22 protein-coding genes and 1 pseudogene are annotated in these 26,690 nt (G+C 63.9%); 20 read left to right on the forward strand and 3 right to left on the reverse strand.

Annotation, left to right across the window (positions count from 1 at the left end; genetic code table 11):
* Window positions 1-72 precede the first annotated feature (72 nt).
* Window positions 73-702, forward strand: a complete 630-nt coding sequence (locus H7U32_RS06550) for a pentapeptide repeat-containing protein (RefSeq protein WP_204469141.1) — start codon at window positions 73-75, stop codon at window positions 700-702.
* 19 nt (window positions 703-721) lie between these two features.
* Here H7U32_RS06550 and H7U32_RS06555 read toward each other — a convergent pair whose 3' ends face one another.
* Both H7U32_RS06555 and H7U32_RS06560 read right to left on the reverse strand, forming a co-directional pair.
* Window positions 722-1,510 (reverse strand): YdcF family protein, encoded by a 789-nt coding sequence (locus tag H7U32_RS06555; RefSeq protein WP_204469142.1) that lies wholly within the window; start codon window positions 1,508-1,510, stop codon window positions 722-724.
* An 11-nt stretch (window positions 1,511-1,521) separates the two neighbouring features.
* Window positions 1,522-2,805 carry an O-acetylhomoserine aminocarboxypropyltransferase/cysteine synthase family protein gene (locus tag H7U32_RS06560; protein WP_204469144.1) on the reverse strand — a complete coding sequence of 428 codons (1,284 nt, stop codon included), beginning with the start codon at window positions 2,803-2,805 and terminating at the stop codon, window positions 1,522-1,524.
* 164 nt (window positions 2,806-2,969) lie between these two features.
* Here H7U32_RS06560 and H7U32_RS06565 point away from each other — a divergent pair, with 164 nt between their 5' ends.
* From H7U32_RS06565 to H7U32_RS06590, 7 genes and pseudogenes are all read left to right on the forward strand, one after another.
* The gene (locus H7U32_RS06565; RefSeq protein WP_204469146.1) at window positions 2,970-3,887 is read left to right on the forward strand and encodes an EamA family transporter; all 918 of its coding nucleotides are present in this window, start codon (window positions 2,970-2,972) and stop codon (window positions 3,885-3,887) included.
* Between the two features lie 682 nt (window positions 3,888-4,569).
* The gene (gene xylA, locus H7U32_RS06570; RefSeq protein ID WP_204469148.1) at window positions 4,570-5,916 is read left to right on the forward strand and encodes a xylose isomerase; all 1,347 of its coding nucleotides are present in this window, start codon (window positions 4,570-4,572) and stop codon (window positions 5,914-5,916) included.
* Between the two features lie 264 nt (window positions 5,917-6,180).
* Window positions 6,181-8,085: a glycoside hydrolase family 43 protein gene (locus tag H7U32_RS06575; RefSeq protein WP_204469150.1), complete on the forward strand. Its 1,905-nt coding sequence runs from the start codon at window positions 6,181-6,183 to the stop codon at window positions 8,083-8,085.
* Window positions 8,086-8,181: 96 nt separating this feature from the next.
* Window positions 8,182-8,652 carry an MFS transporter gene (locus tag H7U32_RS06580; protein WP_323804602.1) on the forward strand — a complete coding sequence of 157 codons (471 nt, stop codon included), beginning with the start codon at window positions 8,182-8,184 and terminating at the stop codon, window positions 8,650-8,652.
* Window positions 8,625-9,365 (forward strand): MFS transporter, encoded by a 741-nt coding sequence (locus H7U32_RS06585; RefSeq protein WP_204469153.1) that lies wholly within the window; start codon window positions 8,625-8,627, stop codon window positions 9,363-9,365. Before H7U32_RS06580 ends, H7U32_RS06585 begins: the two co-directional genes overlap by 28 nt.
* 278 nt (window positions 9,366-9,643) lie before the next feature.
* Window positions 9,644-9,883, forward strand: a pseudogene (locus H7U32_RS10795) (AAA family ATPase); the annotation flags it as partial.
* A gap of 53 nt (window positions 9,884-9,936) precedes the next feature.
* Window positions 9,937-10,806 (forward strand): ATP-binding protein, encoded by an 870-nt coding sequence (locus H7U32_RS06590; protein ID WP_239457574.1) that lies wholly within the window; start codon window positions 9,937-9,939, stop codon window positions 10,804-10,806.
* Window positions 10,807-10,943: 137 nt separating this feature from the next.
* Here H7U32_RS06590 and H7U32_RS06595 read toward each other — a convergent pair whose 3' ends face one another.
* Entirely contained in the window at window positions 10,944-12,158 is a 1,215-nt protein-coding gene (locus H7U32_RS06595; protein ID WP_239457575.1) for a LacI family DNA-binding transcriptional regulator, read from the reverse strand.
* Between the two features lie 219 nt (window positions 12,159-12,377).
* Here H7U32_RS06595 and H7U32_RS06600 point away from each other — a divergent pair, with 219 nt between their 5' ends.
* From H7U32_RS06600 to H7U32_RS06655, 12 genes are all read left to right on the forward strand, one after another.
* Window positions 12,378-13,661, forward strand: a complete 1,284-nt coding sequence (locus H7U32_RS06600) for an ABC transporter substrate-binding protein (RefSeq protein ID WP_204469155.1) — start codon at window positions 12,378-12,380, stop codon at window positions 13,659-13,661.
* 127 nt (window positions 13,662-13,788) lie between these two features.
* On the forward strand, window positions 13,789-14,829 hold the full coding sequence (locus H7U32_RS06605; RefSeq protein ID WP_204469157.1) for a carbohydrate ABC transporter permease: 1,041 nt from the start codon (window positions 13,789-13,791) through the stop codon (window positions 14,827-14,829).
* A 1-nt stretch (window position 14,830) separates the two neighbouring features.
* On the forward strand, window positions 14,831-15,694 hold the full coding sequence (locus H7U32_RS06610) for a carbohydrate ABC transporter permease (protein WP_204469159.1): 864 nt from the start codon (window positions 14,831-14,833) through the stop codon (window positions 15,692-15,694).
* Between the two features lie 20 nt (window positions 15,695-15,714).
* Window positions 15,715-17,331, forward strand: coding sequence for a glycoside hydrolase family 43 protein (locus H7U32_RS06615; RefSeq protein WP_204469160.1), 1,617 nt, complete (start codon window positions 15,715-15,717; stop codon window positions 17,329-17,331).
* Between the two features lie 136 nt (window positions 17,332-17,467).
* Window positions 17,468-19,432, forward strand: a complete 1,965-nt coding sequence (locus H7U32_RS06620) for a right-handed parallel beta-helix repeat-containing protein (RefSeq protein ID WP_204469162.1) — start codon at window positions 17,468-17,470, stop codon at window positions 19,430-19,432.
* Window positions 19,433-19,570: 138 nt separating this feature from the next.
* The gene (locus H7U32_RS06625) at window positions 19,571-20,674 is read left to right on the forward strand and encodes a glycosyl hydrolase family 8 (protein ID WP_239457576.1); all 1,104 of its coding nucleotides are present in this window, start codon (window positions 19,571-19,573) and stop codon (window positions 20,672-20,674) included.
* 84 nt (window positions 20,675-20,758) lie between these two features.
* Window positions 20,759-21,409 (forward strand): sugar O-acetyltransferase, encoded by a 651-nt coding sequence (locus tag H7U32_RS06630; RefSeq protein WP_204469165.1) that lies wholly within the window; start codon window positions 20,759-20,761, stop codon window positions 21,407-21,409.
* 110 nt (window positions 21,410-21,519) lie between these two features.
* Entirely contained in the window at window positions 21,520-21,792 is a 273-nt protein-coding gene (locus H7U32_RS06635) for a Gfo/Idh/MocA family oxidoreductase (protein WP_239457583.1), read from the forward strand.
* A 117-nt stretch (window positions 21,793-21,909) separates the two neighbouring features.
* Entirely contained in the window at window positions 21,910-22,512 is a 603-nt protein-coding gene (locus H7U32_RS06640; RefSeq protein ID WP_204469168.1) for a hypothetical protein, read from the forward strand.
* A 71-nt stretch (window positions 22,513-22,583) separates the two neighbouring features.
* Window positions 22,584-23,786 carry an iron-containing alcohol dehydrogenase gene (locus H7U32_RS06645; protein ID WP_204469170.1) on the forward strand — a complete coding sequence of 401 codons (1,203 nt, stop codon included), beginning with the start codon at window positions 22,584-22,586 and terminating at the stop codon, window positions 23,784-23,786.
* A 51-nt stretch (window positions 23,787-23,837) separates the two neighbouring features.
* The gene (locus H7U32_RS06650) at window positions 23,838-24,692 is read left to right on the forward strand and encodes an alpha/beta hydrolase fold domain-containing protein (protein ID WP_204469172.1); all 855 of its coding nucleotides are present in this window, start codon (window positions 23,838-23,840) and stop codon (window positions 24,690-24,692) included.
* A gap of 266 nt (window positions 24,693-24,958) precedes the next feature.
* Window positions 24,959-26,290, forward strand: a complete 1,332-nt coding sequence (locus H7U32_RS06655; protein WP_204469174.1) for an ATP-binding protein — start codon at window positions 24,959-24,961, stop codon at window positions 26,288-26,290.
* The last annotated feature ends 400 nt before the right edge of the window (window positions 26,291-26,690 follow it).

Here is a 26,690-nt window from a genome sequence, read left to right on the forward strand (position 1 = left end):
TATACTGGCGGCATGGATGCGACGACTAAACCTCCGCGGGCGCCATCCGCGCGGCGGGGACGCGCCGCACGGATGGCCGAGGGGCGCGTGGGCGCGCTGGAGCCCGAGGGCACCTACGACGGGCTGCGGTTCTCCGGCGCCATGGCGGCAGACATCGGTGATGCGGCGGTCCCCGCTGTCATCGACTGCACATTGGCATCGTTCCTTGGCTGCGGATTGGACGCCATCGCCGCGGAGTCCCTGGTCCTCGACCGGGCCCGCCTGACGGGCACCGACCTCACCGGCTGCTCGCTGGCCGAGGTTTCGCTCGCCGGCGCCACGCTCGACGACGTGCGTGTGACGGCCAGCCGCCTCGGTGCCGCCACTGCCATCGACTCGGTGCTGCGCGTCGTGGAGTTCGACGGCTGCCGCATCGACTACCTCAATCTGCGCGGCGCGCAATGGCGCGACGTGACCTTCCGCGACTGCCGCATCGGCGTCTTCGACGCGGCCGACGCCCGCCTGACGCGGCTCGCCTTCCCCGGCACCGCGGTCGCCTCGCTGGACCTGCGCCACGCGCGCCTCCAGGACGTCGACCTGCGCGGGGCGAGGCTGCGGGGCATCGCCGGCGTCGAGCATCTGGCCGGGGCGACGATGGACTTGGACCAGATCGCCGGCCTGGCCGCCGCCTTCGCCTCCAGCATCGGCATCCGATTGGAGTGACGGTACCCGCGCCCGCCGGTCAGCCGGCCACGGAGCCGATGAGGTACTTCACCTCCGCGAAGAACTCGCGCACCATGTTGTTGACCAGCATGTCGGGCGGTGAACCCGCCGCGATGCCCTGCGCCTGGGGCAGTCCCTGGGCATGCGCGATCTGCAGCGCGCGGAAGACATGGAAATCATTGGTGACCACGCCCACCGACGGCGTGCCGTCGCCGCCGGCCTTGGCCTCGGCCTCCTCGATGAGCCTGCGGCTGAAGCGGATGTTCTCCTGGGTGGTCGTGGACTTGCGCTCCTCGAGGATGCGTTCGCCGGCGATGCCATGGTCCCGCAGATACTCCGCCATCCCCTGCGCCTCGGGGAACGGCTCGTTGGGGCCCTTGCCGCCGGAGACGATGCAGATGGTGCGCGGGTTGGCGTTCAGATAGTCGATGGCCTCGTCCAGACGGTACCGGAGCACCCGGCTGGGGCCGCTGGCGCGCACCTGCGCCCCGAGCACCACCACATAGTCCAGCCCTGGTTGCGTGGTGGTGGTCATGGCGCCGATGATACGGGCCTCGACCGCGCCGAAGCATGCCAGCGCCAGCACGAGCACCGCGACGATCGCGCGGCGTGCCAGTGTGGGCATCAGCGACCACCAGCGCAACGGAAAGCTCAGCCCCAACAGCACGAGCAGCAGCGCGAACACCAGCCACACCACCCAGAACCCGGTTCCCGAATGCGTGCCCAGCACCGCGACGGCATATGCCGCGCACGCCGCCGCAAGCACGAAGCATACGGCGGCGAGGACACGGCTGACCACAGGCGACATGGCCGGTCCGCTCACTGGACCGCGGCGAGCGCTTGGTCCAGGTCGGCGATGATGTCGTCGGCATTTTCGATGCCGCAGCTCAGGCGCACCAGGTCGATGCCCACACCGGCCTCCTCGAGCTGCTCCTCGGTGAGCTGGCGGTGCGTGGTGCCGGCTGGGTACAGCGTGCAGCTGCGGGCGTCGGCCACGTGCGTGGCGATCGACACCATCTTGAGATGGTCGAGGAAGGAGGAGACCTTCTCACGGCCGCCGGGCACGCCGAAGGAGATGACGCCGCAGGTGCCGTTCGGCATGTACTTCTGCGCCAGGGCATGGTACCGGTCGCCGGGCAAGCCGGGGAAATGCACCCAGCTGACGCGCGGGTCGGCAGCGAGGAACTCGGCCACCTTCTGTGCGTTGGCGCAGTGGCGCTCCATGCGCACGGCCAGCGACTCCAGGTGCATGCCCATGATCCAGGAGCTGATCGGCGAGGGCGTGGAGCCGAAGTCGCGCATGAGCTGCGCGGTGGCCTTGGTGATGTAGGCGGCCGGGCCGAAGTCCTTCGCGTAGGTGACGCCATGGTAGGAGTCGTCCGGGGTGGTCATGCCCGGGAACTTGTCCGCGTGGGCCATCCAGTCGAACTTGCCGGAGTCCACGATCGCGCCGCCCACGCAGGAGCCGTGGCCGTCCATGTACTTGGTGGTGGCGTGAGTGACGATGTCCGCGCCGAACTCGAACGGGCGGCAGTTGACCGGCGTGGGGAAGGTGTTGTCCACGATCAGCGGCACGCCGTGGCGGTGCGCGGCCGCGGCGAACTTCTCGAAGTCGAGCACGATGAGCGCCGGGTTGGCGATCGACTCGCCGAACACGACCTTGGTGTTCGGGCGGAACGCGGCCTCGAGCTCCTCCTCGGAGCAGTCGGGGCTGACGAACGTGGCCTCGATGCCCATCTTGGCCATCGTCACGTTGATGAGGTTGAACGTGCCGCCGTAGATCGCGGAGGAGGCGACGATGTGGTCGCCGGCGTTGCAGATGTTGAACAGGGCGAAGAAGTTCGCCGCCTGGCCGGAGCTCGTGAGCATCGCGGCGGCGCCGCCCTCCAGTTCGCAGATCTTCGCGGCGACCGTGTCGTTCGTCGGGTTTTGCAGGCGCGAGTAGAAGTAGCCGGACTCCGACAGATCGAACAGCCGGCTCATCTGCTCGCTGGACGTGTACTTGAACGTGGTGGCCTGGACGATCGGTGGGGTGCGCGGCTCGCCGTTGCCCGGCTGATAGCCGTCCTGCACGCAGATGGTGTCGATCCGTTCGTCGCTCATGCGGTGCTCCTTCCGTGGTCGGATGCGTTGTGTCACCACCACTGTACCCAGCGTGCGGCCGGCGGGTGGCGGCGTTCCGATGGACGGCGCGGCGCGGGACAGCGCTCCTGTCCTACCCCCGTTCCATCCCCTCGTCCGGCGGGTGGCGGCGGTATCATCATCCGGTGAACCAAGCAGAAGTGAAACAGACGCCGCAAGGCATCGCGGCGACCCTGGCCTCGGCCGTCGTCTACGGCACGTTCCCGCTGTACTGGGCGGCGCTCGCCTCCGTGCCGTCGATGAACGTGATGCTGTACCGCATCCTCACCGCTGCCGTGGTGATGGCGCTGTTCATGCTCGCCACCCGCCGTTGGAGGCCGCTCGTCGACCACGTGCGCGCGATGTGGCGCACGCCACGGGTGTTCTGGATGTCCGTGGCGGCGGCCGTGCTCGTCACCATCGACTGGGTCTGCTACATCTACCTGGTGTCCATCGGGCGCACCTCCGAGGCCAGCGCCGGCGGCTTCATCATGCCGCTTATCAGCATGTTCTTCGCGCTGGTGCTGCTCAAGGAACGGCCCGGCTTCCTCGGCGGACTGTCGATGGTCGTGGCGCTGGCCGGCTGCGTACTGTACTGCGTGCAGACGCGCGCCGTCCCCGGCATCGCGCTCATCATGGTGCTCAGCTATTCCGGCTACTGCCTGCTCAAGCGCTTCGTGCCGCTGGGAGCGTTCGAATCGCTGACCTTCGAGACCGGTGTGCTCGCGCCGTTCGCGCTGGTGGCGCTGGCCGTGCAGCCGCGCATGGGCGTGCCGGCCGGCTCCCCGTGGTGGGTGTGGGCGTTGCTGGCCGGCTGCGGCGTGCTCACGGCGATTCCGTTGGTGCTGACGTCGTTCGCGGTCAAGCACGCGACCTTCCTGCTGGTGAGCTTCACCCAGTTCATCACCCCCACGATCCAGCTGATCCTGGGCATCGTGGTGTTGGGGGAGCGGGTGCCGCCCGAGCGCTTCCTCTCGTTCGGCGTGATCTGGGTCGCCTGCGCGATTTACTCGCTCGATCTGGTGCGCCAGGCCAGGGCCCTGCCGCGCGCTGGCAAGGAGTGAGGCGAGCCGCCGTCGGGGAAGCGCACGTGGGGTGGATATCTCGGTTCGTTGGGGCTTGAGTGGCTGGTTATCTCAGTTCGTTGGGGCTTCTGTAGGGGGCTATCTCCGTTCGTTGGGTCGTGCTGAAGTGCGGTGGCTGGGCTATCTCGGTTCGTTGGGGCGCCGTGGGGACGGTATCTCGGCTCGTTGGGGCGTGAGTGGCCGGATATCTTGGTTCATTGGGTCGTCTGGCGGGGTGTATCTCGGTTCGTTGGGGCGGATTTTCCATGTTGCGGAGGTCTATCTGCGTTCGTTGGGTCCTCCGACCGTATGCATCGCGGAACCCGGGCCTTGGAATTCCGCCGTTTTGAGGACTTTTCTAGGTGGGATATCACGCTGGGGAGGACCCAATGAACGCAGATAGATGTCTGCAGAACGGAAAATCCGCCCCAACGAACCGAGATATCCAGTCGGTGGCGCCCCAACGAACCGAGATGCGCAACTCCGTCGGCCGAGTGGGCTGATCGGGCAGGCCGGAATCCGCTGATTCGACGACGCGCCGTAAAGTCAATTCATTTGACATATATAGTTCGGCCGTTTTACTATTAGGGCAACGAGCGATGGCAACCCAGTCGTCGCTGGGAAGTGCAACGAACCACCGCGCATCGGACAACGGCCGTGCGCATCAGCAAAGGAGCAACCTATGGGTCTGTGGGATATCGACAAGATCGAGTACGTCGGCCGCGGGCAGGGACCGAAGGAGGGCCTGGCCTTCCATTACTACGACGCCGACAAGGTCGTCGCCGGCAAGAAGATGAAGGACTGGCTGCGTTTCGGCGTCGCCTGGTGGCACACCTTCGACCAGGAGCTGGTCGATCCGTTCGGCACCGGCACCGCGCAGCGCCCGTGGTACGGCAAGTACTCCGATCCGATGGACGAGGCCCTGGCCAAGGTGGACTACGCCTTCGAGTTCTTCACCAAGCTCGGCGCCGAGTACTTCTGCTTCCATGACCGCGACATCGCCCCGGAGGGCGACACCCTTCGCGAGACCAACAAGAACCTCGACAAGGTCGTGGACAAGATCGAGGAGAACATGAAGTCCACCGGCGTCAAGCTGCTGTGGAACACCTCCTCGCTGTTCACCAACCCGCGCTTCGTCTCCGGCGCCTCCACCTCCCCGTTCGCGGACATCTACGCCTACTCCGCCGGCCAGCTCAAGCACTCCCTGGAGATCGCCAAGCGCCTGGGCGCTGAGAACTACGTGTTCTGGGGCGGTCGCGAGGGCTACGAGAACCTGTGGAACACGCAGATGAAGCGCGAGCAGGAGCATATGGCCAACTTCTTCCGCATGTGCCACGAGTACGCCAAGGAGATCGGTCTGGACGCGCAGTTCCTCATCGAGCCGAAGGCCAAGGAACCCACGATGCACCAGTATGACTTCGACGCGTCCACCGCCATCGCGTTCCTCAAGACCTACGACATCGACTTCATGAAGCTCAACCTCGAGGGCAACCACGCCAACCTGGCCGGCCACACCTACCAGCACGAGATCCGCACCGCCCGCGAGGCCGGCTACCTGGGCTCGCTGGACGCCAACCAGGGCGACAAGCTCATCGGCTGGGACATGGACGAGTTCCCGACCGACCTCATGGAGACCACCACCGTGATGTGGGAGGTGCTCGCCGCGGGCTCCATCGGCCCGAAGGGCGGTCTGAACTTCGACGCCAAGCCGCGCCGCACCTCCTTCACCGCCGAGGACCTGTTCCGCTCGCACATCGCGGGTATGGATACCTTCGCCGCCGGTCTGCTGGTCGCCGACAAGATGCACCAGGACCACTTCATCGAGGACCTCCAGGCCGAGCGCTACGCCTCCTATGAGACCGGCATCGGCAAGAAGATCGACGAGGGCGCCACCTCGCTGGCCGAGCTCGAGGAGTACGCGATCGACATCCCGCAGGCCGACCTCATCGCCGCGACCAAGTCCGATCACCTGGAGTCCGTCAAGGCGACGATCAACAACTACATCATCGACACCCTGGCCCAGGCCTGATGTCGATGGGCCTCGTCCGGCGGCGCTGCGCCGAACTGCGCTGCGTCGCCGGATGGGATTCGCCTCTTCCTTTCCTGGGACTGGAAAGCCCCGGTTTCCCGTCCCCTCCCTCTCCTTTTCTTTCCTTCCTTCTTCCTGATTGCAGGACGAGCGCCCGCGGATCCGTTCCGCGGGCGCTCGCCTATCTGGCGGGCTTCGAAACTTTCCGCGACATTCCTTCGTCCTCTGCCCGCCCCTCTTTTCCTTCCCTAGCAAAGGCGTTTCATGCAATCCGTCACCTTCATCGAGAACCCCGTTCTGCGCGGCATGTACCCCGATCCGTCCTGGATGTGGGACGAAGCACATGAGCGCATCGCCATGGTCAATTCAAGCTTCGAGCTTGTGCCTGGCCTGCCCATCCACGTTTCCGATGACTTGGGCCGCTGGAAGCATTTGGCCGACGCCATCGACGCGGATATGGCGCGCCGGCTGCTCATCCCGTTCGTGGCCGATTCCGGCGGCGTGTATGCGCCGACGCTGCGCCGCATCGCCGGCCGCTACGTCATCGCCTGCACCATCGCGCGCATCGACGCGGACCTGGCCCGGCGCGGCGGCGCGACCGAGGCGGAACTCGCTGCCACTGCCGCAGCCGACGGCAACTTCATCATCGAAGCGGACCGGCTCGAAGGCCCATGGCGAGGGCCCTTCTGGATCGCCGGCGCCGAAGGCATCGACCCCGACATCTTCGAGGACTCCGACGGCACGGTCTGGTGGACGCAGACCCGGCCCTCCCACGACCCTCAGTGGGAAGGGCAGACCGAGGTGTGGACGCGTCGTCTCGACCCGGCCGACTGGTCGCTGGCCGACGACGGCGCGCCGGGCGGTCGCACGACCGTGCTGTGGCGCGGCTACGGCGTCGAAGCCGTCTGGGCCGAGGGGCCGCATCTGGTCCGCGTCGGCGACTGGGTGTACCTGTTCACCGCCGAGGGTGGCACCAGCTTCGAACACAGCGAGATGGCGATGCGCACGCATGCGCCGCACGGGCTGCGGGCCGCAATCGGCGCATTCCTCGATGGGGACGGTGGAGTTGAAGGAGATGTTGCGGTCGATGGGGCCAGCGAATGCCGTGTGGTCGGCACGCATCGCCGACTGTTCCACGCAAACAAGAAGAATCCGATCCTCACCCATCGCCACCTGGGACTCGCCGAACCGGTGCAATGCGTGGGCCACGGCGATCTGATTCACCATCCGCGGCTCGGCTGGTGGATGGTATGCCTCGGCGTGCGTGAGACCAAGGGCCCGAATCCCGGAGAACTGCTGAGCTACCTGGGACGCGAGCCGTTCCTGGCGCCGGTGACGTGGGAGCATAACCCCGCCAGCTGGAAGCTGGATGGTGGCGGTGCGCCGGTCGCCGATGCGGGCGACCCCGGCTGGCCAGTGGTGGCGCCCGGATTGGGGCGGCTGCCGGAGCGCATCGCCCTCATGCCGGCGGATGGCCGCGGCGATGCGGATGACGCCGATGATGCCAGCGACGCCCGCGATTGGGCCGGTCCCGGTATGGTCGAGGTCGCCGATGGGCGCGGGGCGCGCGTCGCCATCGGCCTGGGCCGCGGCAGTGACGATGCTGGGGCCGGCGCCGCGGCCGGAAGCCGGCTGCTGGACGCCGACCGCGAGGCCGACCTCATCATCCGCGACGAAACCGGCGTCCGGTACGCGCGCATCGCCTCGGACAATGTGCTGATGCCCGTCCCCGCCGGCGGCACGCTCGTCATCCGCCAGAACTCGACCCACCTGGCCGTGGTCCGGCAGTCGGTCGCAGCTCCGTCCGGTCTGTCGGTCCTGACGGCGTCCGGGGAACCGGCGCACGCGCGCGTCTCCTGTACGCTGATCGACGGCGACCATGTGGAACCCCATGATTACGGGGAGGCGGGCGGTGCTGTCGCCGTGCTGCTACGCGACAACGCGCTGACGGTCATCGCCTGCGGACGGGCCGACGACCTGCGCCAGGCCGCCGACGCCGTGGCCGGTGGCGCGGCCCTCCCCAGCGGCACCCGCGTGCTCGGCCGGCATGACGCACGGTTCCTGAGCACCGAATGGGCCGGCGGCTTCGTCGGCTGCCTGGCCGGCGTGCTGACTGGCGAAGGGGCCGGGATGCCGCCCCTGCCGGCAGCGTGGAACGGGAGCCGATGATCGTGGAAAAAGCGTGGCGCGGCGCAGACGGGGCTCGGAGTAGGCATCGCGCGCGGCTCCGAGGATAATGCCGCACGCCTGCCTTGGCGGCTGGCGATTGCGCTGGTGATCGGACCGGCCGCCTGGCTTGCGCCGCACCAGGGCGCCATCGCCACGCTGCTGCCGCAGCGAATCAGTGACATCGACCCGGCGAACAAGGTCTCGCTGGTCATGATGTTCTCCACCGTGGCCATGCTCATCGCGCTTGTGGCGAACATTGTGCTCGGCGCCTGCTCCGACCGCACGCGCACGCGGTTCGGCAAGCGCAAGCCGTGGATCATCGGTTGCTTGGCGCTGTCTTGCCTGGTGCTGGTCGCGTTCAGCCGTGCCGACGGCATCGGCGCGATGCTCGCCTGGTGGTGCCTGTACGAACTCGTCGTCAACGGCGTGGCCGCGGCGATGATCGCGCAGCTGTCCGACCGGGTGCCGCCGCGGTGGCGTGGCACGATGTCGTCCGCCTACGGGCTCGGGCAGATGATCGGTGGGCAGGCGGCATCCTCGTGGTCGCGCAGTTCCTCGAGGATGTGACGTTGGGCGTGGAGGTGTTCGCGGCGGTCGCGTTGGCCGGTGGCGTGCTTTCCGCGCTGCTGGCGGGGGAGCGGAGCAACCTCGACGATCCGAAGGTCCCGTTCCGCCCGCGCGAGCTGCTGGGCATGGTCATGTTCCCCACGCATGGCGCCCGTGACTTCTACAAAACCCTGGCCGCGCGGTTCCTGCTGACGGTGGGCAGCGGCATAGTCTCGAACTACATGCTGTACATCCTGCAGGACTACCTGCGCCTGGACCAGACCGGTTCGCAGCGCATGCTGTCGGTCACCTCGGCAATCACGCTGGCGGTCGGGCTCGTGTGCTGCCTGGTGGCCGGGCCGATCGCCGACCGGATCGGCCGGCCGAAGCTGCTGACGGTCGTCACCGCCTGCATGATGGCCGTGGGCGCCTTGGTGCCGTTCCTCGTGCCTACGCCGGGAGGATTGGTCGCGTTCTCGGCGATTGTCGGCGTGGCTAACGGGGCGAGTTCGTCGCTGATCCAGACCATCAGCGTCGAAGTGCTGCCGGATCCCGCGGCCGCGGCCAAGGACCTGGGCTTCCTCAATCTGGCGAACACGCTGGGCGGTGTCGGCGGATCGTTCGCTGGTGCTGCGGTCATCGGCGTGGTCGGGTACGGCGGTGCGTTCGTGGGCCAGGCCGTGGCCGTGCTCGCAGCGGCAGCCCTGTTCGCGTCGATCCGCCGCGTGCGGTAGGCGGTGCCGACGGCGGGCGCCTAGTGCTCGGCCATAGGCGGCGTCGTGCCGTGTGGGCCAGAACCGCGGAAACGGAACCCGGCCAACTCGGGGAACGAAAACCGGCCAACTCGGGGAATACGCTGAGAAAATCGTTGGAACAGCAAGGGTTAGAGGGGATGGGTATGGCTGGAGAGTGAGGGTGTTATTTGCCTCGTGTGGCGGACGGGGTGTTGGAACGCAAGCTGCGCACTTCCGGTGCGGTGCAAATCGTCGGACCGAAGTGGTGCGGCAAGACTGTGACAGCGCAGCGGCGTTCGGCAAGCCAAGTGTATATGCAGGATCCCGATAGGAGCGCCGCACTGCTGGCATTGGCCGATGCCAAGCCATCCGCGCTGCTCGTTGGCGCCGAGCCGAGGCTGATTGACGAGTGGCAGATGGCATCGCAGTTGTGGGATGCGGTGCGGTATGCCATTGACCGGGGCCATGGGCGTGGTCGGTTCATCCTCACCGGATCTTTGACACCGGCTCGGGATGGGGAACGTCCGAGCCATTCCGGAGTGGGCCGCATCTTGCGGATGACCATGCGCCCATGTCGTTGTTCGAATCGGGTGAATCCAGTGGGGCAGTGTCGTTGTCTGCGTTGTTCGACGGGGCCGCCGAGGTGTCTGGACTGGTGGATTTCGACATCGAGCGGATTGCGTTCACATCGTGCCGCGGAGGCTGGCCCGAGGTGGTCGTGGGCGGCGATGGCGACGACGTGCTAGACATGGCCGCGGATTACGTCAGGGAGTTGCTGGATTCCGACATCGGACAGATGGATGGCGTGTCTCGCAACCGCACATGGATGCGGTCAATCATGCGCTCATATGCCCGTAACCTCTCGTCGGAGGCGGCGACGACCACAATCGCCGCGGACATGAGCGGCGAGCCGGCGTCCGTGGACACCGTCGCCGATTATCTGGATGTGCTGTCCCGTGCGTACGTGGTCGAGGACCTCGAGGCATGGAACCCGCGGCTGCGGTCCAAGACGGTGGTCAGAACCAGCCGTACGCGGCATTTCGTCGACCCGTCTATCGCTGCTGCTGTGATGGGCGTGACACCGGCCAAACTGCTGGAGGATTTCGAGACCTTCGGTTTGTTGTTCGAGTCCATGTGCGTGCGTGACCTGCGCGTGTATGCCGACGCGATGCACGGCGAGGTCCGTCATTACCGGGACAAGACAGGGCTTGAGGCGGATGCCGTGGTCACGTTGGAAGATGGGCGCTGGGCGCCCATCGAAGTGAAGCTGGGCTCGCGGCAGATCAACGAAGCTGCCGCGCATTTGCTCAAGTTCGCCGATCGTGTGGACCAGAGCAGGGAAGGGACGCCGTCCTTCCTCATGGTGCTCACTGGCACGCAGGCGGCATACCGGCGCGACGACGGCGTGTATGTGGTGCCGCTCGCCATGCTCGCGCCGTGAATGCGAACAGACGGTTTGCCCTGCAACGTGAGGGTGGCTTGGCTCGACCGGACTCGTGTCCGGTCGAGCCAGGAGCCGGCGTACGCGCCTGTGGCGAGCGCGCGATGGCTGGTTGTGGCGGCGCCGAAATGCGAAGGTCAAAAGTCGGGCAGGGCATCGTCCGCGTCATCGGCACGCTGGGTGGAATCTCGCACGACCAGCGTGGTGGGCAGAATCGTCCGAGGTTGGACCTGCAGGCCGTGCTGCCGGTCGAGGATGGTGCGTGTGGCGGTGGCGCCCATCTCCTCCAGAGGCTGGGTGACGGTGGTCAGCGGCGGGCTCATGAACTGGGCGGTCTGGATGTTGTCGAATCCCACCACGGATAGGTCCTCGGGGATGCGGATGCCCAGGCTGCGCGCCGCCTCGTAGACTCCCATGGCCATGAGGTCGCTTTCCACGAAGATCGCGCTGGGACGTGCCTGCGGATCTGCGAGAAGGGACATGGCTTGCAGCCGGCCCTCCTCGGTGTGAAAATCGCCTTCGCGCACCAGCGAGGCGTCGTAGACGAGTCCGCGCTCGGCCAATGCCGCGGAATATCCGTCAAGACGGGCGCGCGAACACATCATCGTCATCGGGCCGGTGATGATGCCGATGCGCGTGTGTCCCAAGGACAATAGATGCCGGGTAGCGATGAGACCGCCGGTCCAGTTGTCCGCTTGGATGGACAGGTTCTCGGGTGAGGGGTCTCCGGAGGGGTCGAGGATGACCGTGGGAATGTTGTACTCTACGAGACGCTCCCGTTCCTTGTTTGTCAGATTGGAGAACACGAGGATGACGCCGACCGGTGCACGCCGCAGCACTCCGTCGATCCAATCTGCGCCGGGGTGGCGTCGGTCGCCGCTTTCCGTGGTGATGACGCTCAATTCTTCCATCTGTGCCGCGTGAATGACTCCGCGGAGGATTTCCAGTGCCCAGATGGTGTCGAAGGATTCGAAGACGATCTCGATGGTGGGATTGGGTTTGCGGCTGTTCTTTCGCCGCACATAGCCGTTGGCGCGGAGCGCCTCGTTGATGGTGTGGCGTGTTTGCTCGGAGACATCAGTCCGTCCGTTGAGCACCTTGGACACGGTGGCCAGAGAAAAGCCGGTTTGCTCGGCGATGTCAGCCAGCTGGGGGCGATGCGCCCGTGCCTCTCTGCCAGTGTGCGTATCATGGGCGTCGGACGTAGGGGCTGTTCTGGTGCGGATGTCCGTGGTTGTCATGATGTCTACCATATCACGAAACTTTCGAGTTGTATGAATCTGTGCGATTTTGATTGGCTTGTCTCGGCGAGTCTTGTGCCGGAGATGCATAAGCCTTGGAATATCAGGCATTTTACGCTTCGTTCGGTTGTTTGATGCTTTAAAGTTTGACGATTTGATTAAAGGGTGTTATCGTATGGATTGTCGAAAAAAGACAGGAGACTTTCGAAAATATAGCTTAAGTTGATTTGCTTCCGAACGCCAAAACTTTGTGGTTTTAGCGGGATGAGGCGGCTTTGAAAGTTTCTTCCATGTGCCGACGGGGTGCATGGGTTGTTAAGGAGGACAACGATGAGGTTCAAGCGTATCGCCGCAAGTGCACTCGCTGTAGCCACCATGGTCGGCATGGCCGCCTGTGGCAGCGGGGGCGATGCCAATGCGGACGGCAAGGTCGAGTTCACCGTTTGGCACAACTCCACCACCGGCGATGGCAAGAAGTTCTGGGATGATGCCGCCGCTGACTACATGAAGGAACACAGCAACGTCACCATCAAGATGGAAGCCATCCAAAATGAGGATTTGGACGGCAAGCTCCAGACCGCCCTGCAGGATCCGGACTCCGCGCCTGATGTCTTCTTCGCTCGTGGTGGTCAGAAGCTTCAGGACATTATCGACGCCGGCCAGGTTATGGACCTGACCGATAAGCTATCCGACACGGTGAAAACCCAGATGGCCACCGCGTTGAAGGGCGAAACCTTTGATGGCAGGGTGTATGCGGTTCCGCAGTCCGTGGAGCCTGGTGGCATCTGGTATTCCAAGGATCTGTTCGCTAAGGCCGGTATCACCGAGACCCCCACCACCTGGGACGAGTTTGTGCAGGTGGTGCAGAAGCTCAAGGACGCTGGCATCACGCCCATCGCGCTCGGCGCCAAGGACGCCTGGCCCGCCGCCCACTGGTGGTATTGGTTCGCGCTGCGCGAGTGCTCTTCCGATACGTTCGACAAGTCGACGAAGAGCATGAAGTTCACGGATGCCTGCTGGACGCGTGCGGGCGAAGATGTGCAGAAGCTTATCGACCTTGACGCCTTCAACAAGGGATTCCTGACCACCCCCGCCCAGCAGGGCGCGAGCTCGTCCGCCGGCCTTGTCGCCAACCACATGGCGGCAATGGAGCTTATGGGAGGCTGGGATCCTGGCGTGATTCGCGATTTGACACCGGATAAGAAGGATATGGCTGACCTCGGTTATTTTGCTTTCCCGACTGTGGACGGTGGCGAGGGCGATCCGACTGCCGTTATGGGCGGTATGAACGCGATGGCCGTGGGCGCCTGGGCTCCGGAAGAGGCCGTGGACTTCCTCAACTTCATCTCCGAGAAGGACTACCAGGAGAAGTACGCGAAGGCGTTTTCCACTATCCCGGCTTCCAAGGATGCACAGGAAGTCGTGGAGAATCCGGCTCTCAAGGAGTCGCTTGCGGTATACGGCAAGGCTAAGAGCATGTCTCTGTGGCTTGACACGCTTTTCGGCCAGAATGTCGGCAACGCCCTCAACGAGGGTGTGGTCAACATGATGGCGGGCAAGGGCTCCGCTGAGGACATCATCAAGGGCGTGGAGTCGGCGGCTGCCAAGGGCTGACGGAGCGGCCGGCCCATCCGAGGAAGGATGGGCCGGCGCTCCGCTCCCAACAGGCAATCGATGAGCCGTGGCGCGTGCCGCAGACGGTGCCACGGCTCTTCAATATCAGTTCTAAGGAAAGTGCACAATGTCCAGGACAACGAAGATGGATAGACGGCGCCGTGGCTCATCGATGAGCGATAAGCGGCGCAAAGGCATTGAAATCACCATTCTTTCCGCGCCGGCGCTTATCATGTTCCTCGGGTTCGTGATTCTGCCGGTGTTCATGGCCGCCTACTATGGCTTCTACAGGTGGAAAGGGTACGGTTCCCCCTCCATTAACGGCGAGTTCATCGGCTTCGACAATTACAAGATGATTCTCACCGACCCGAACTTCCAGCAAGCCGTCGGCCACACGATGTTCGTCGTGGTCATGTCCTTGGTCATCCAGGGGCCGCTTGCGATTCTGTTCGCGCTGCTGCTTAACCAGAAGTTCAAGGGGCGGGCCATCATCCGCACGCTGATCTTCGTGCCGTATGTCGTCTCCGAGGTCATCGTCGGTACGGGATGGAGCCTGATGCTCCAGAGCGCAGGCGCGGTCAATGCTTTGCTGGAAAAAATCGGATTGAGCGGTGCCGACTGGATCTCCGATCCGCATATCGCTATCTGGACGCTGATGTTCATCATCACCTGGAAATACATCGGCTTTGCGGTCATCCTGATGATTGCCGGCATGCAAGCCATTCCCGAGGAACTGTACGAAGCCGCCAAAGTCGACGGCGCGAGCTTCTGGCAGATGCAGTGGCGCATTACGCTGCCGCTGCTGGCCCCGACCATCCGTATCTGGGCGTTCCTGTCCATCATCGGCTCCCTGCAGCTGTTCGACTTGGTGTACATCGTTTGGGGTCAGTACGTGTCGTCCACGGCGGGCACCTCCACGATGGCCACCTACATGGTGCGCGAAGGCCGGCTTGCCAATAACTATGGCTATGGCTCGGCGGTCGCCGTGGTCATCTTCATCATTTCGCTTGTCATCTCGCTCGCCTACCAGAGGTTCATTCTCAACCGGGACCTCGAGGGCGCGATCACTGACGAGAAGGATGCTAAGCGTCGCGAGAAGCGCGCGCAGAAGGAAGCGGCGAAGCTCGCCAGGAAGGGCCATGCCGTCGTAGCGAAGGAGGTGGCGTGAGATGACCGCCGCGATCAAGAACCCGTATGCGCTCAAGAAATCATCCAAAACCCCGTGGGGCAACCCCATCGTCTATTTCTTCTCGCTGGTGCTCGTCGCTATTTGCGTGGGGCCGGTGCTGTACATCATCCTCGGAGGATTCCGTACCAACTCGCAGATCACCCAAGATCCCGCCGGTCTGCCGAACCCATGGAACTTCGCGAACTACCACACGGTGGTCACTTCGCCGACATTCTGGACCGAGCTCGTCAACTCCTTGATTGTGTCGCTGGGTACGATGGTCGGCATCGTGGCGCTCGCCTTGATGGTGAGCTTTGTCATCGCGCGGTATCGGTTCCGGCTCAACGGCGTGATGTACGCGCTGTTCGCCGCTGGCATGATGTTCCCCATCACCGTGGCGATCACCCCGCTGTACTTGTTGCTGCGCTATCTGCACCTCATCAACTCCCATCTGGGCATCATCCTGCCGCAGATTGCGTTCGGCTTGCCGCAAGCCGTCATCATCCTCGTGCCGTTCCTCAAATCCATCCCGGTGGAGCTTGAGGAAGCCTGCGAGCTGGATGGCTGCTCCCGCCTTGGGTTCTTCTGGCGCATGGTGCTGCCGCTGAGCTGGCCTGGCGTGGCTACGGTGGGCATCCTCGCCTTCGTACAGAGCTGGAACGCCTATATGCTGCCGCTGTTCATGCTCAATGAATCCAGCAAGTACACGCTGCCGTTGGGCGTGCAGATGTTCAGCTCCCAGCATTCCGTGGACACGGCCCAAGTGCTCGCGTTCACCTCCCTGTCCATGATCCCTGCCCTGATTTGCTTCACTATTTTCCAGAAGAAGATTGTCGGCGGCCTCACCGGTGCCGTCAAGGGCTGAACCTAGTGAAGGAACGTATTGTGAAAATCACCAACCCGGTGCTCACCGGTTTCTATGCGGATCCGTCGATGCTTCGTGTCGGCGACACCTATTACATCGCCAATTCCACATTCGACTGGTGGCCCGGCGTACAGCTGCACGAATCCAAGGACATGGTCCACTGGATGCCATTGTCCGGTGCCATCGGCGAAACCCGATTGGCCGACCTGAGGGGAAACCCCTCCTCAGGTGGCGTCTGGGCCCCCGACCTGAGCTATGCCGACGGCCTCTTCTGGCTGGTGTTCTCCGACGTCAAGATCGTCAATGGCGCGTTCAAGGATGTGACCAACTACCTGATCACCGCCGAGGACATCCATGGGCCATGGTCCGATCCGATCCGACTCAATGGCGTGGGCTTCGACGCCTCGCTGTTCCATGACGATGACGGCCGCAAGTATTTGGTGCAGCAGACCTGGGACCACCGCGAGTACAAGCATGCGTTCCACGGCATCACGCTCACTGAGTATGATCCTGTGGCTAAGTGCATGTTGCCTGAGACTGCCCGCACCATTTGGAATGGTACGGATGTGAAACTGGTCGAAGGCCCTCACCTGTACAAGGTCAACGGCTGGTACTACTTGTTCTGCGCCGAGGGCGGCACGGTGTGGACCCACCAGGAGTCCGTGGCCCGATCGCGGACATTGGATGCGATGTCTTTCGAAGGCGCCCCGAACAATCCGTTCATCACGAATTTCGATACTCCGCGCAGCCCGCTGCAGAAGCAGGGGCACGGCGCCCTTGTGGACACCCCGTCCGGGGAGTGGTATTACGCTTCGCTTTGCGCCCGGCCGTGGCACCATGAGACCGAATCCGTGAGCGATCCGCGCGGTTGGTGCACGCTGGGCCGTGAGACCTCGATTCAGAAAGTCGAATGGGACGAGAACGGCTGGCCATATGTCGTCGGCGGCCACGGAGGCCAGCTGGAAGTGGAAGCGCCGAAAGACGCCATTGAGACTCCCCCCGTTCCTCGTGACCAGCACGACGACTTCGAGTCCGACAAGCTGGACCTGCGTTGGAACACATTGCGCGTGCCCTTCGGACCTGAGATGGGCTCCGTCGGCGGCGGCAGCCTGAGACTCAATGGCCAGGGGTCGCTGTGCAATCTGTTCGACCTCTCGCTGGTGGCCCGTCGTTGGCAGGCGTTCGACTTCGACGCCGAGACTGCGGTGTCCTTCAATCCGAAGACCTACCAGGCGATGGCCGGCCTGACAAACTACTATAACGACTCGCATTGGTCGTGGGTGTTCGTCACATATGACGAGGACCGCAAGATCCGCGTAATCGAAGTCGCTCAGTGCGACCGTGGCGTCTACACCTCGTTCCTGCGCGAGAACGCCGTGCCGGTGCCCGAAGACGTGGAACGAGTGTGGCTGCGCACCAAGGTGCGTACCCAGTGGTACACGTACGAGTATTCCTTCGACGGTGCGGACTGGCACGAACTGCCGGTGCGTCTCGATGCCAAGATCCTATCCGACGACTATGTGAATCAGACCTACGGTGGCTTCTTCACCGGCGCCTTCGTGGGCCTGGCGGCAGTCGATTACTCCGGGTACGGCGAGGTGGCCACCTTCGACCACTTCGATTACCGCGAGTTATGACCTCCAGATGGCCGGGCAGTGGGGGGACGGACTGCCCGGCCACCTTTTCGCACCTTCTTGGGCTCGTATAAGGCATACGCCCCGGCCATCATCGATATGACCGAACCAACGATGGAAGGCAAAGGAGCTTTATTCCATGGCTGAATATCATATCCATCCTCATGGCGACGACCTCGCGACCGGCGACGCCGCCCATCCATTCGCCACAATCTCGCGTGCGGCGGCCATCGCCCGCCCCGGCGACACGGTCGTCGTGCATGAGGGAGTCTACCGCGAACAGGTCGACCCGGCCCACGGCGGCGTGAGCGACCTGGAACGCATCGTCTACCGTGCCGCCGAAGGCGAGCACCCTGTGATTAAGGGGTCGGAGCGGGTGACTGGTTGGACCCATGACAGAGGAACCGTCTGGAAGGTGACGTTGCCGGCTTCGTTGTTCGGCTCGTTCAACCCGTTCCGCGAGGAGTTGTTCGGAGACTGGCTTATCCGCCCCGATAAGGACACGGAACCGGCCAGGCATTTGGGCGACGTGTATCTGAACGGTCGTTCATTCTACGAATCGCCTGATCTCAACGGAGTCTACGAGCCGCAAGTTGCCACGCGCACCGTGGATGACGGCACCGGAGCCACGGTGCCTACGTTCGACCCCGACGGCATGCGCTATGCGTGGCACGCTGAGGTCGACGCGCACACGGGCGAGACGACCGTCTGGGCGAATTTCCAAGACGCCGATCCCAATGTGGAACTCGTGGAAGTCAATGTGCGCCGCACCTGCTTCTTCCCTTCGCGCACGCACATCGACTACATCACCGTCTCCGGTTTTGAGATGTGCCAGGCCGCCACGCCGTGGTCGCCGCCCACCGCACCCCAGTTCGGCATGGTCGGTCCGAATTGGGCCAAGGGGTGGGTGATCGAAGGCAACCATCTGCATGATGCGAAATGCTCCGCGGTGTGCCTAGGCAAGGAGGCCTCCACTGGTGAAAACGAGTGGTACCGCACTGAGCGCAAGACCGGTTACCAGTACCAGCTTGAGGCCGTGTTCAAGGGGCGCAGAATCGGCTGGGGCAAAGAGACAATCGGCGGCCATCGGGTGCGTTTCAACCACATCCATGACTGCGGCCAGAACGGCGTCGTCGGTCATATGGGGTGTGCCTTCAGCGAGGTGAGTTGGAACCACATCCACCGCATCGGAGTCAAGCGCGAGTTCTTCGGCTGGGAAATCGCGGGCATCAAGTTCCATGCGGCCATCGATGCCATCATCGCGCATAATGACGTGCATGACTGCTCGCTTGGCATATGGCTTGACTGGCAGGCGCAAGGCGTGCGGGTGAGTGGCAACGTATGCCACCGTAATGTGCGTGACCTCATGATCGAAGTGAGCCATGGGCCCGCCATACTTGACAACAATGTGTTTGCCTCGCCTTATGTGTTCCAGAACTGGTCGCAGGGGTCGGCGTTCGTGCACAACCTCATCGCTGGTACCATCGCCACGCATCGGGTTATGGATCGTTCCACGCCATATCATTTCCCACATACCACCGAGGTGGCTGGCTGCGCAGTCGTCTCCAGCGGCGACGACCGGTACCGGAACAACCTGTTCACCACGGCAGCGGACCCTCTGCCTGGACTTGGCGCGCCGGGACTGGGCGCTTACGCAGGATATCCGACGTCGATGGCAGGATATGTGGAAGCCATCCACCGTATGAAGGCCGGCGAGAACGGTGGTGGAGATCCCTCCCCCGAGCAGCCTGTGTATGTGGAAGGCAATGCGTACTGTGGCATGCCTGCCGCCGAACAGGAACCGGATGCCGTATGTGTTGCCGAACGTATGACTGTCTCCGTCGAAGAAGACGAGGACGCGGTGACCGTCATCGTCGATGTGCCGGAAGCCGTTGCCGGCGCGTCCTCCCCGCTGACGTGCACAGCCGACCTTGGCACGCCACGAATCGTGGAGGAACCATACGAGAACGCCGATGGCACTCCCATCGTCTTCGACTCCGACATCCTCGGTGCCGATCGAGGCCAGGCATCGTCTCCCGGCCCTCTCGCGGCACTTCACGCTGGCATCAACCGCATCGTCATCTCCCGGCATCCGTCGGTTTGAGATAGCAAGAACCGATGGCGCCATCCGTCTCCCCGACGGTTGCGGGGCGGGTGGTGCCATCGGACTTGTTCCATTGGCACCAAGAAGCATTTGAATACGGGAAGGACTTCCATGATGCAGTGCCGTATCGCTGCGCCCATGAGCCTGTTTGAACAATGTGGCTACGGCCGCGACGCTATCGAGGCGCGCCTGGCTCGCAACTGGCACGAGATGTTCGAAGGGCCCGACAAAATCTATTGGGAGAACGACGAGGATCTGGCCTACGTGATGGACACCGGCAACCATGACGTGCGCACTGAAGGCATGAGCTATGCGATGATGCTCGCCGTACAGTACGACCGTCAGGACGTGTTCGACAAGCTTTGGGGCTGGGTCATGGCGCACATGTTCATGACCGAAGGTCCCCATGCCGGCTATTTCGCCTGGTCCGTGGCGCCGGATGGCACCCCGAACGCGAACGGACCCGCCCCCGACGGCGAGGAATACTTCGCGATGGCGCTGTTCCTCGCCTCCGGCCGCTGGGGCGACGGCGAGGGACTCCTTGACTACGCCGCGCAGGCGCGCTCCATCCTGCGCACCTGCGTGCATCGCGGCGAGGACGGCGAGGGATGGCCGATGTGGAACCCGGACAATCATCTGATCAAGTTCATTCCCGAAACTGAATGGACTGACCCTTCCTACCACCTGCCGCACTTTTACGAAGTATTCGCCGAGCATGCCGACGAGGCTGACCGCCCGTTCTGGCGTGAAGCCGCGGCCGCCAGCCGCCGCTACCTGGCCGTCGCCTGCCATCCTGAGACCGGCATGAACCCCGAGTACTCGGACTACGACGGCATGCCACATGTGGACGAGCGCGATCACTGGCATTTCTATTCTGACGCCTACCGCACCGCCGGCAACATCGGCCTCGACTGCCTGTGGAACGGGCCGACGCCGGCCCTGTGCGACGCGGTCGCCCGCCTGCAGCGCTTCTTCCTCGAGCATGACCGCACCTGCGTGTACGCCGTCGACGGCACGCCAGTCGACGAGACCGTGCTCCATCCGGTCGGATTCATCGCCGCCACCGCCGAAGGCTCGTTGGCTGCGATGCATTCGGCGGAACCAGAGGCGCGGGAGAACGCGCGGCGCTGGGTGCGCCTGCTGTGGGACACGCCGATCCGCACCGGCACGCGACGCTACTACGACAACTTCCTCTATGCCTTCGCCTTCCTCGCGTTGGCTGGTGCCTACCATGTCTGGTGAAACGACGCCGACAGGAGTTCCGGCCGGCCAATGAAGGTCGGCGCATGTGACACGTAACGGATGGACAGAAAGGGCAACACCATCATGACCGCGGATCTCAAGACACTGCTGGAAACCGACCTAGACGTGCAACGTCTGTTCGCCGGAAAACCGATGCAATACCGCAAGTCGGCCACACTGCCCGGGCTCACCTGGGAGGCGCAGTCCGCTTGCGAACGGATCAACCGCATGTTCTTCGACGATTTCGACGGGGCGATGCGACTGTTCCACGACTTGGTGCCCGGTGCGGGGGAGGGGGTCGAATTCCGCCCTCCCATCAACCTCGACTATGGCATCGGCCTAGAGATTGGCGATCATACCTTCATCAATAAGGACTTCCTCGTCGTCGGCGGCGGCCGCGTTGTCATCGGCGCGAACTGCCTCATCGGTCCCCGCTGTACCATCGCCACCCCGAACCATGCGCTGGACGCGGCCACGCGGCTTGATGGATGGGAGCACACCAGCCCCGTCGTCATCGGCGACAACGTGTGGTTCGGCGCGAACGTCACCGTCTGCCCCGGAGTGACCATCGGCGATGGCTCTGTCATTGGAGCTGGCTCCATCGTCATCAGGGACATCCCCGCCGGCGTCGTCGCCGCAGGCAACCCTTGCCGAGTTATCCGTCCCCTGCCCGAGCACGACCCGGCCTTCGCCGATGTGGAGGGCGGGGCACCCAACCAAGAGCGGACCCTCTAAACCCCATGCGAAGGAGCGTATCCATGGCAACTCCATATTCGATGATCATCCACGGCGACGGCTGACGCAGCCGTTTCTTCTGCCGCGTCGCGCAGGTCCTGCCCGATAAGCTGCGCGTGGCGGCGGTCATTGGCCACCATGCCGACCGCCTCGCCGCCATCGAACGTGACTACGGCGTGCCCACGGCCACCGACGTCTCGGCCGTGGATCCGGCGGCCGCCGACTTCCACGTCGTGGCCGTCTCCTGGCCCGCCACGCCCGGTCTCGCCGCGGAACTGGCCGAAGCTGGCCATTATGTGTTCTGCGAGACCCCGCCCGCGCCGGATCTGGACGGTCTGCGCACGCTGTGGCACCGGCTGGAACCCATCGTCGGCCGGGTGTAGGTGGGGGAGCAGTACCATCGCATGCCCGGCCACGCCTCACGGCTGGCGCTGATACGACGCGGCGTGATCGGTGCACCCAGCTCGGCGTAGATCGCCTCCACGCAGCTGTACCACGCGGTGGCGCTGATGCGCGCCTACCTGGGAGTCGGCCGCACCGCCGTGACCGTGGACGCGCGCTCGTTCACCGCGCCGATGGTCAACCCGTTGCGGTTCGACGGCTGGAAGTCCGACCCTCGGCCGGAGCCGTTGAAAACGCAGATCGCCACCCTCGACTTCGGAGAGGGCCGCTACGGACTGTATGACTTCGTCGACAACCAATGGTGGAACCCGCTGCTGTCCCGGCGCGTGGTGATCCGCGGCAGCCTCGGCGAGATCGTGGACGACGACGTGATGCGATGGAAGGACAGTGCACCTGTCCCGTCACGGATCCTTTACCGCCGGCTCGGCTGTGACATGAACCTCGAGGGCAACGAGGTCGCCTCGGCCAGTTTCGACGGCGACGTCATCTGGCGCAATCCCTGCCCGGGGTCGCGTCTTTCCGAGGACGACTTGGCGGTCGCCGACCATCTCCTGGCGATGGGCCGTTACGTGCGCGGCGAAGCACCGGAGATCTACCCGCTCGCCGACGGCATCCACGACCACGCCGTCGCGCTCGCCATCGGCGAATCGGCGCGGACGCACGCCGACGTCACCGTCGCAGACGAACCATGGATGGAATGAACGGCGCCGGACGCGCCGCGTCGCATCGCGCGGCGTGGCACAATATCGCCCAATACCAGCAAGGAGGAACCATGCAGGATTTCATCTTCCACAATCCGGTGAAGATCTACTTCGGCAAAGGACAGGCGTCGCACGTGGCCGAAGAGGCCGCCGCCTGCGAGGGGCCGGTGCTGCTCGTCTACGGCGGCGGCTCCATCAAACGCAACGGCGCCTATGACGACGTGATCCGGGCGCTGGCCGCGGCAGGCAAGCAGGTCGTCGAACTGGCGGGCGTGACCCCGAACCCGCGTCTCGACAAGGTCCTGGAAGGCGTGGCGCTCGCCAAGGAGCATGGCGTGGGGCTCATCCTCGCCGTCGGCGGCGGCTCGGCGATCGACTGCGCGAAGTTCGTGGCGCTCGGCGCCGGCATCGGTTCCGACGAGGACCTGTGGCACGACTACATCGAATCCGGCCGGCCCGCGCCCGAAGGACTCATCCCGCTGGGTGTGGTGCTCACCACCGCGGCCACGGGCTCGGAGATGGGCGACTCCGCGGTCGTGACCAACACCGCCATCGCGCGCAAGATGGGCTACACCTCGTTCCCGCTCATGCCGCGCTTCTCCGTGCTCGACCCGAGCTATCTGACCACGCTGGGGCGTGACCAGACCAACTACGGCTTCGTGGACATGTTCTGCCACGTGTGCGAGCAGTACCTGTCGCTGCCCTCCGACGACAACCTTTCCGACGAGCTGGCCGAGGCGATCATGCGGCACATCCTGCGCTCGTGGCGCGCCTGCCTGGCCGATCCGTCGGACTACACGGCGCGCTCGAATGCCATGTGGGACTCCACGATGGCGCTCAACCGCATCATCTCCCGCGGCAAGGAGACCGACTGGGTGACCCACGGCATCGAGCACGGCATTTCCGCCGTACACCCCGAGGTGGCGCACGGGGCCGGACTGGCGGTCGTGCATCCGCATTGGATGAAGTACGTGTACCGCGCCACCCCGGAGGCCACGGGCCGGTTCGCCCGCTTCGCATGCACCGTGTGGGGCGTGGATCCGACAGGCCGGACCGAAGCCGAGATGGCCGCCGAAGGCATCGAGCGCTACTCCGACTTCCTGGCGCGCATGGGATGCCCGCGTACGCTGGCCGAAATCGGCGTGCCCGCCGATGACGCCCACCTCGACGAGCTCGCCGCGCACCACGATGCGATGGGTGGTTCCTACCAGCACGTCGGCACCGCCGAGGCTCGCGAGATTCTCGCCGACTGCGTGGAGCCGGTCGCCTTCTGAGAGCGACGGGAACCGCCGGACAAGACACCACGGAACGGAAAGGAGCACGCCGTGGAACAGGACGCATACGAGGGAATCGACGGCATCGAAGCGAACCCCGGGCTGACCGGGCAGATCGAGTTCCATCCGGCGGTGCCGTACCGGTCGGACAAGCCCGGGCTGGTCATGGACGTGGCGGTGCCCATGCGCACCGAGCGGGAGGGCGGAGCGCTTCCCGCGGTGCTGTTCGTGCAGGGCAGCGGCTGGACCACGCCCAACCGGCTGTACGCCATCCCCCGGATCGCCAGGCTGGTCGCGCGGGGATTCGTCGTCGCCACGGCGAACCACACGGACAGCGAGGGCGGCGCGCATCCCTTCCCCGCCTACCTGGAGGACATCAAGTCAGCGCTGCGGTTCCTGCGGCTCAATGCCGCGGACTTCCATGTGGACCCCAAGCGCATCGGCGTCTGGGGCACGTTCTCGGGCGGGAACACGGCGCTGCTGCTGGGCATGACGGCCGGCGACCCGCGCTATGACGACGGGTCGAATCCGGGTGCCGCGGACAATGTGGACTACGTCGTCGCCTGCTTCCCGCCGGCGGATATCCCCGCATTGCTGGAACGCGACCGGACCGAAGGCATCGTGGACTGCGTGGAATGGGTGACCGGCGGCGATATGGCGCGGGCCCGGGCCATGAGCCCCTCGCTGATCGTGAAGCCGGAGACCGACTGCCCGCCCACGTTGCTGCTCCACGGCGATGCGGACGAGCTGGTGCCCTACGCGCAGAGCGAACGCCTGTACGAGGCGATGCGCGGCCAGGGCCACGAGGTGTCGATGGTCCGCGTAGCTGGCGGCGAGCACGAGGGGACCTTCTGGAGCGATACGGTGGTCGACGTCATCGCGAACTTCATCGAAGCCCACGCGTAGCAGCTACACATAGGCGGCCTACGTGTACGCGGCTACGTATCCGCGAATGGCAGGGACGGCACCATTATGACCACGGATCTGGAAGCTGATCCGGATGCGCAATGGCTCTTAACTGGTTCAATCCGGTTTGCAAAGTGTCGTTCGGCTGGCTGAAATCGGTTTGCAAAGTGTCGTTTAATGCTTAAAAGCCGGTTTACAAACTGTCTGTCATGGGGCTAAAATCGGTTTGCAAATTGCGTGATGCGGTGTAGGGGGAGGTGTCAGATATGTTGAAACGTAAAGCATACCGGGCGTTGAAAGCATGGAAGCGGTTCAAGACCAAGCAGGCCCTGCTGGTGGACGGTGCCCGCCAAGTGGGCAAGACCTTCCTCGTCAGGGAGTTCGGCCAAGCGAACTACGACCATGTCGTCGAACTCAACCTGTTGGAGAATGTCAGAGCGCGTGAGGCCCTAGCCTCGGCTGGCGATACCGCCGAGCTGTTTCTGCGTCTCAGCGCGTTCTCCGACCAGCCGTTGGTTCCAGGCAAGACGTTGATATTCCTGGACGAGGTGCAGGCTTGTCCGAATGTGCTCACCATGATCAAGTTCCTGTGTGAACGGCAGGACTATGACTACATCTTGTCCGGTTCCATGCTCGGTGTCGAGATGAGGAACGTCAGGTCGGTGCCGGTCGGATACCTCATGACGGAAACCATGTATCCACTGGATTTTGAGGAATTCACCTGGGCGGCCGGCGTCGGTGACGACGTTTGGAACGAGGTGCGTCGCGCGTTCGAGGACGGCACTCCGGTGGACGACTATGTGCACCGCAGACTGCTGCAGCTCTTCCATGGGTATCTGGTGTGCGGCGGCATGCCGGACGCGGTGCAGACTTATTTCGCGACCGACGATATCCAGCGCACCCGCGCATTGCAGGGTGGCATCGTGCAGATGTACCGCAATGACATCTCCCAGTATGCGGGCGACCGTGCCCGCACGGTGAAACGCATCTTTGATCTGATTCCCAGCGAATTGAATAATCAGAACAAGCGTTTCGTCGTCAAGGACATTGAAGGTCAATCTCGCATCGATCGGTATGATAACGACTTTCTGTGGCTGGCTGATGCAAACGTGGCGCTGCCGGTGTACAACGTGGACAAGCCGCGATATCCGCTGATGCTGGCGATGAGCTCCACCAAATTCAAGCTGTTCCTGGCGGACGTGGGATTGCTGACCTACGAGTGCGGGCTGGATGTCGTGCGTTCGCTCCTGACGGATCGTACGGACATCAATTATGGGTCGATCTATGAGAACGCCGTGGCACAAGAGCTGACGGCCCGCAGGCATCGGCTGTTCTTCTTCAAGAACCGTTCTATCGGGGAGTTGGATTTCCTCATCGAGCATCAGGGGCGTGTGGTGCCCATCGAGGTGAAATCCGGGAAGTCATACAAGCGGCACAGCGCGCTGAGCAATGCGCTGCGCACGCCGAACTACGGGATCGAACGGGCCATTGTGCTCGGGGAAACGAACGTCGAAACCGAAGGTCCGGTCCGTTATCTGCCCATCTATATGACGGGCTTACTGGAAAGCGGTCGGCGCTCGCTTGGTGAGGAACGTTAGGCTGCGGACGATGCCGCAGTGCTGTCGCGCCATGGCCGATCGCTGATTATGGGCGCTCGCACGGGCACAAGTCAAACGTGCGTTGTGCGCACGGACGTTGCGAATGCGTGGCATCGTCGTTGCGCCGGTCTTCTGATTGACGCCTTCTCGATGGGCCTGCTTCAGGATGGATCGATAACGCCCGGTTTGTTGCGCACTTTGGTTGAAGCCTGAATGAAGAGGCATGGCCCGTCGTCTGGGTGCGATTTCAGTCGCCAAACACAAAACCGCTAGTGGAAAGAGGCGACGGAACCATGCAGGATCAGATTCTACAGGTCGATGAGAACATGCTCGAGACGAAGCTGGGCCGATTGGTGTCCCGGAAGGTCGAGGAGCTGTTGAACGCGATGCTGGACGCGGA

The sequence above is a fragment of the Bifidobacterium pullorum subsp. saeculare genome, from assembly GCF_016899725.1.
Lineage (GTDB): Bacteria > Actinomycetota > Actinomycetes > Actinomycetales > Bifidobacteriaceae > Bifidobacterium > Bifidobacterium pullorum_C.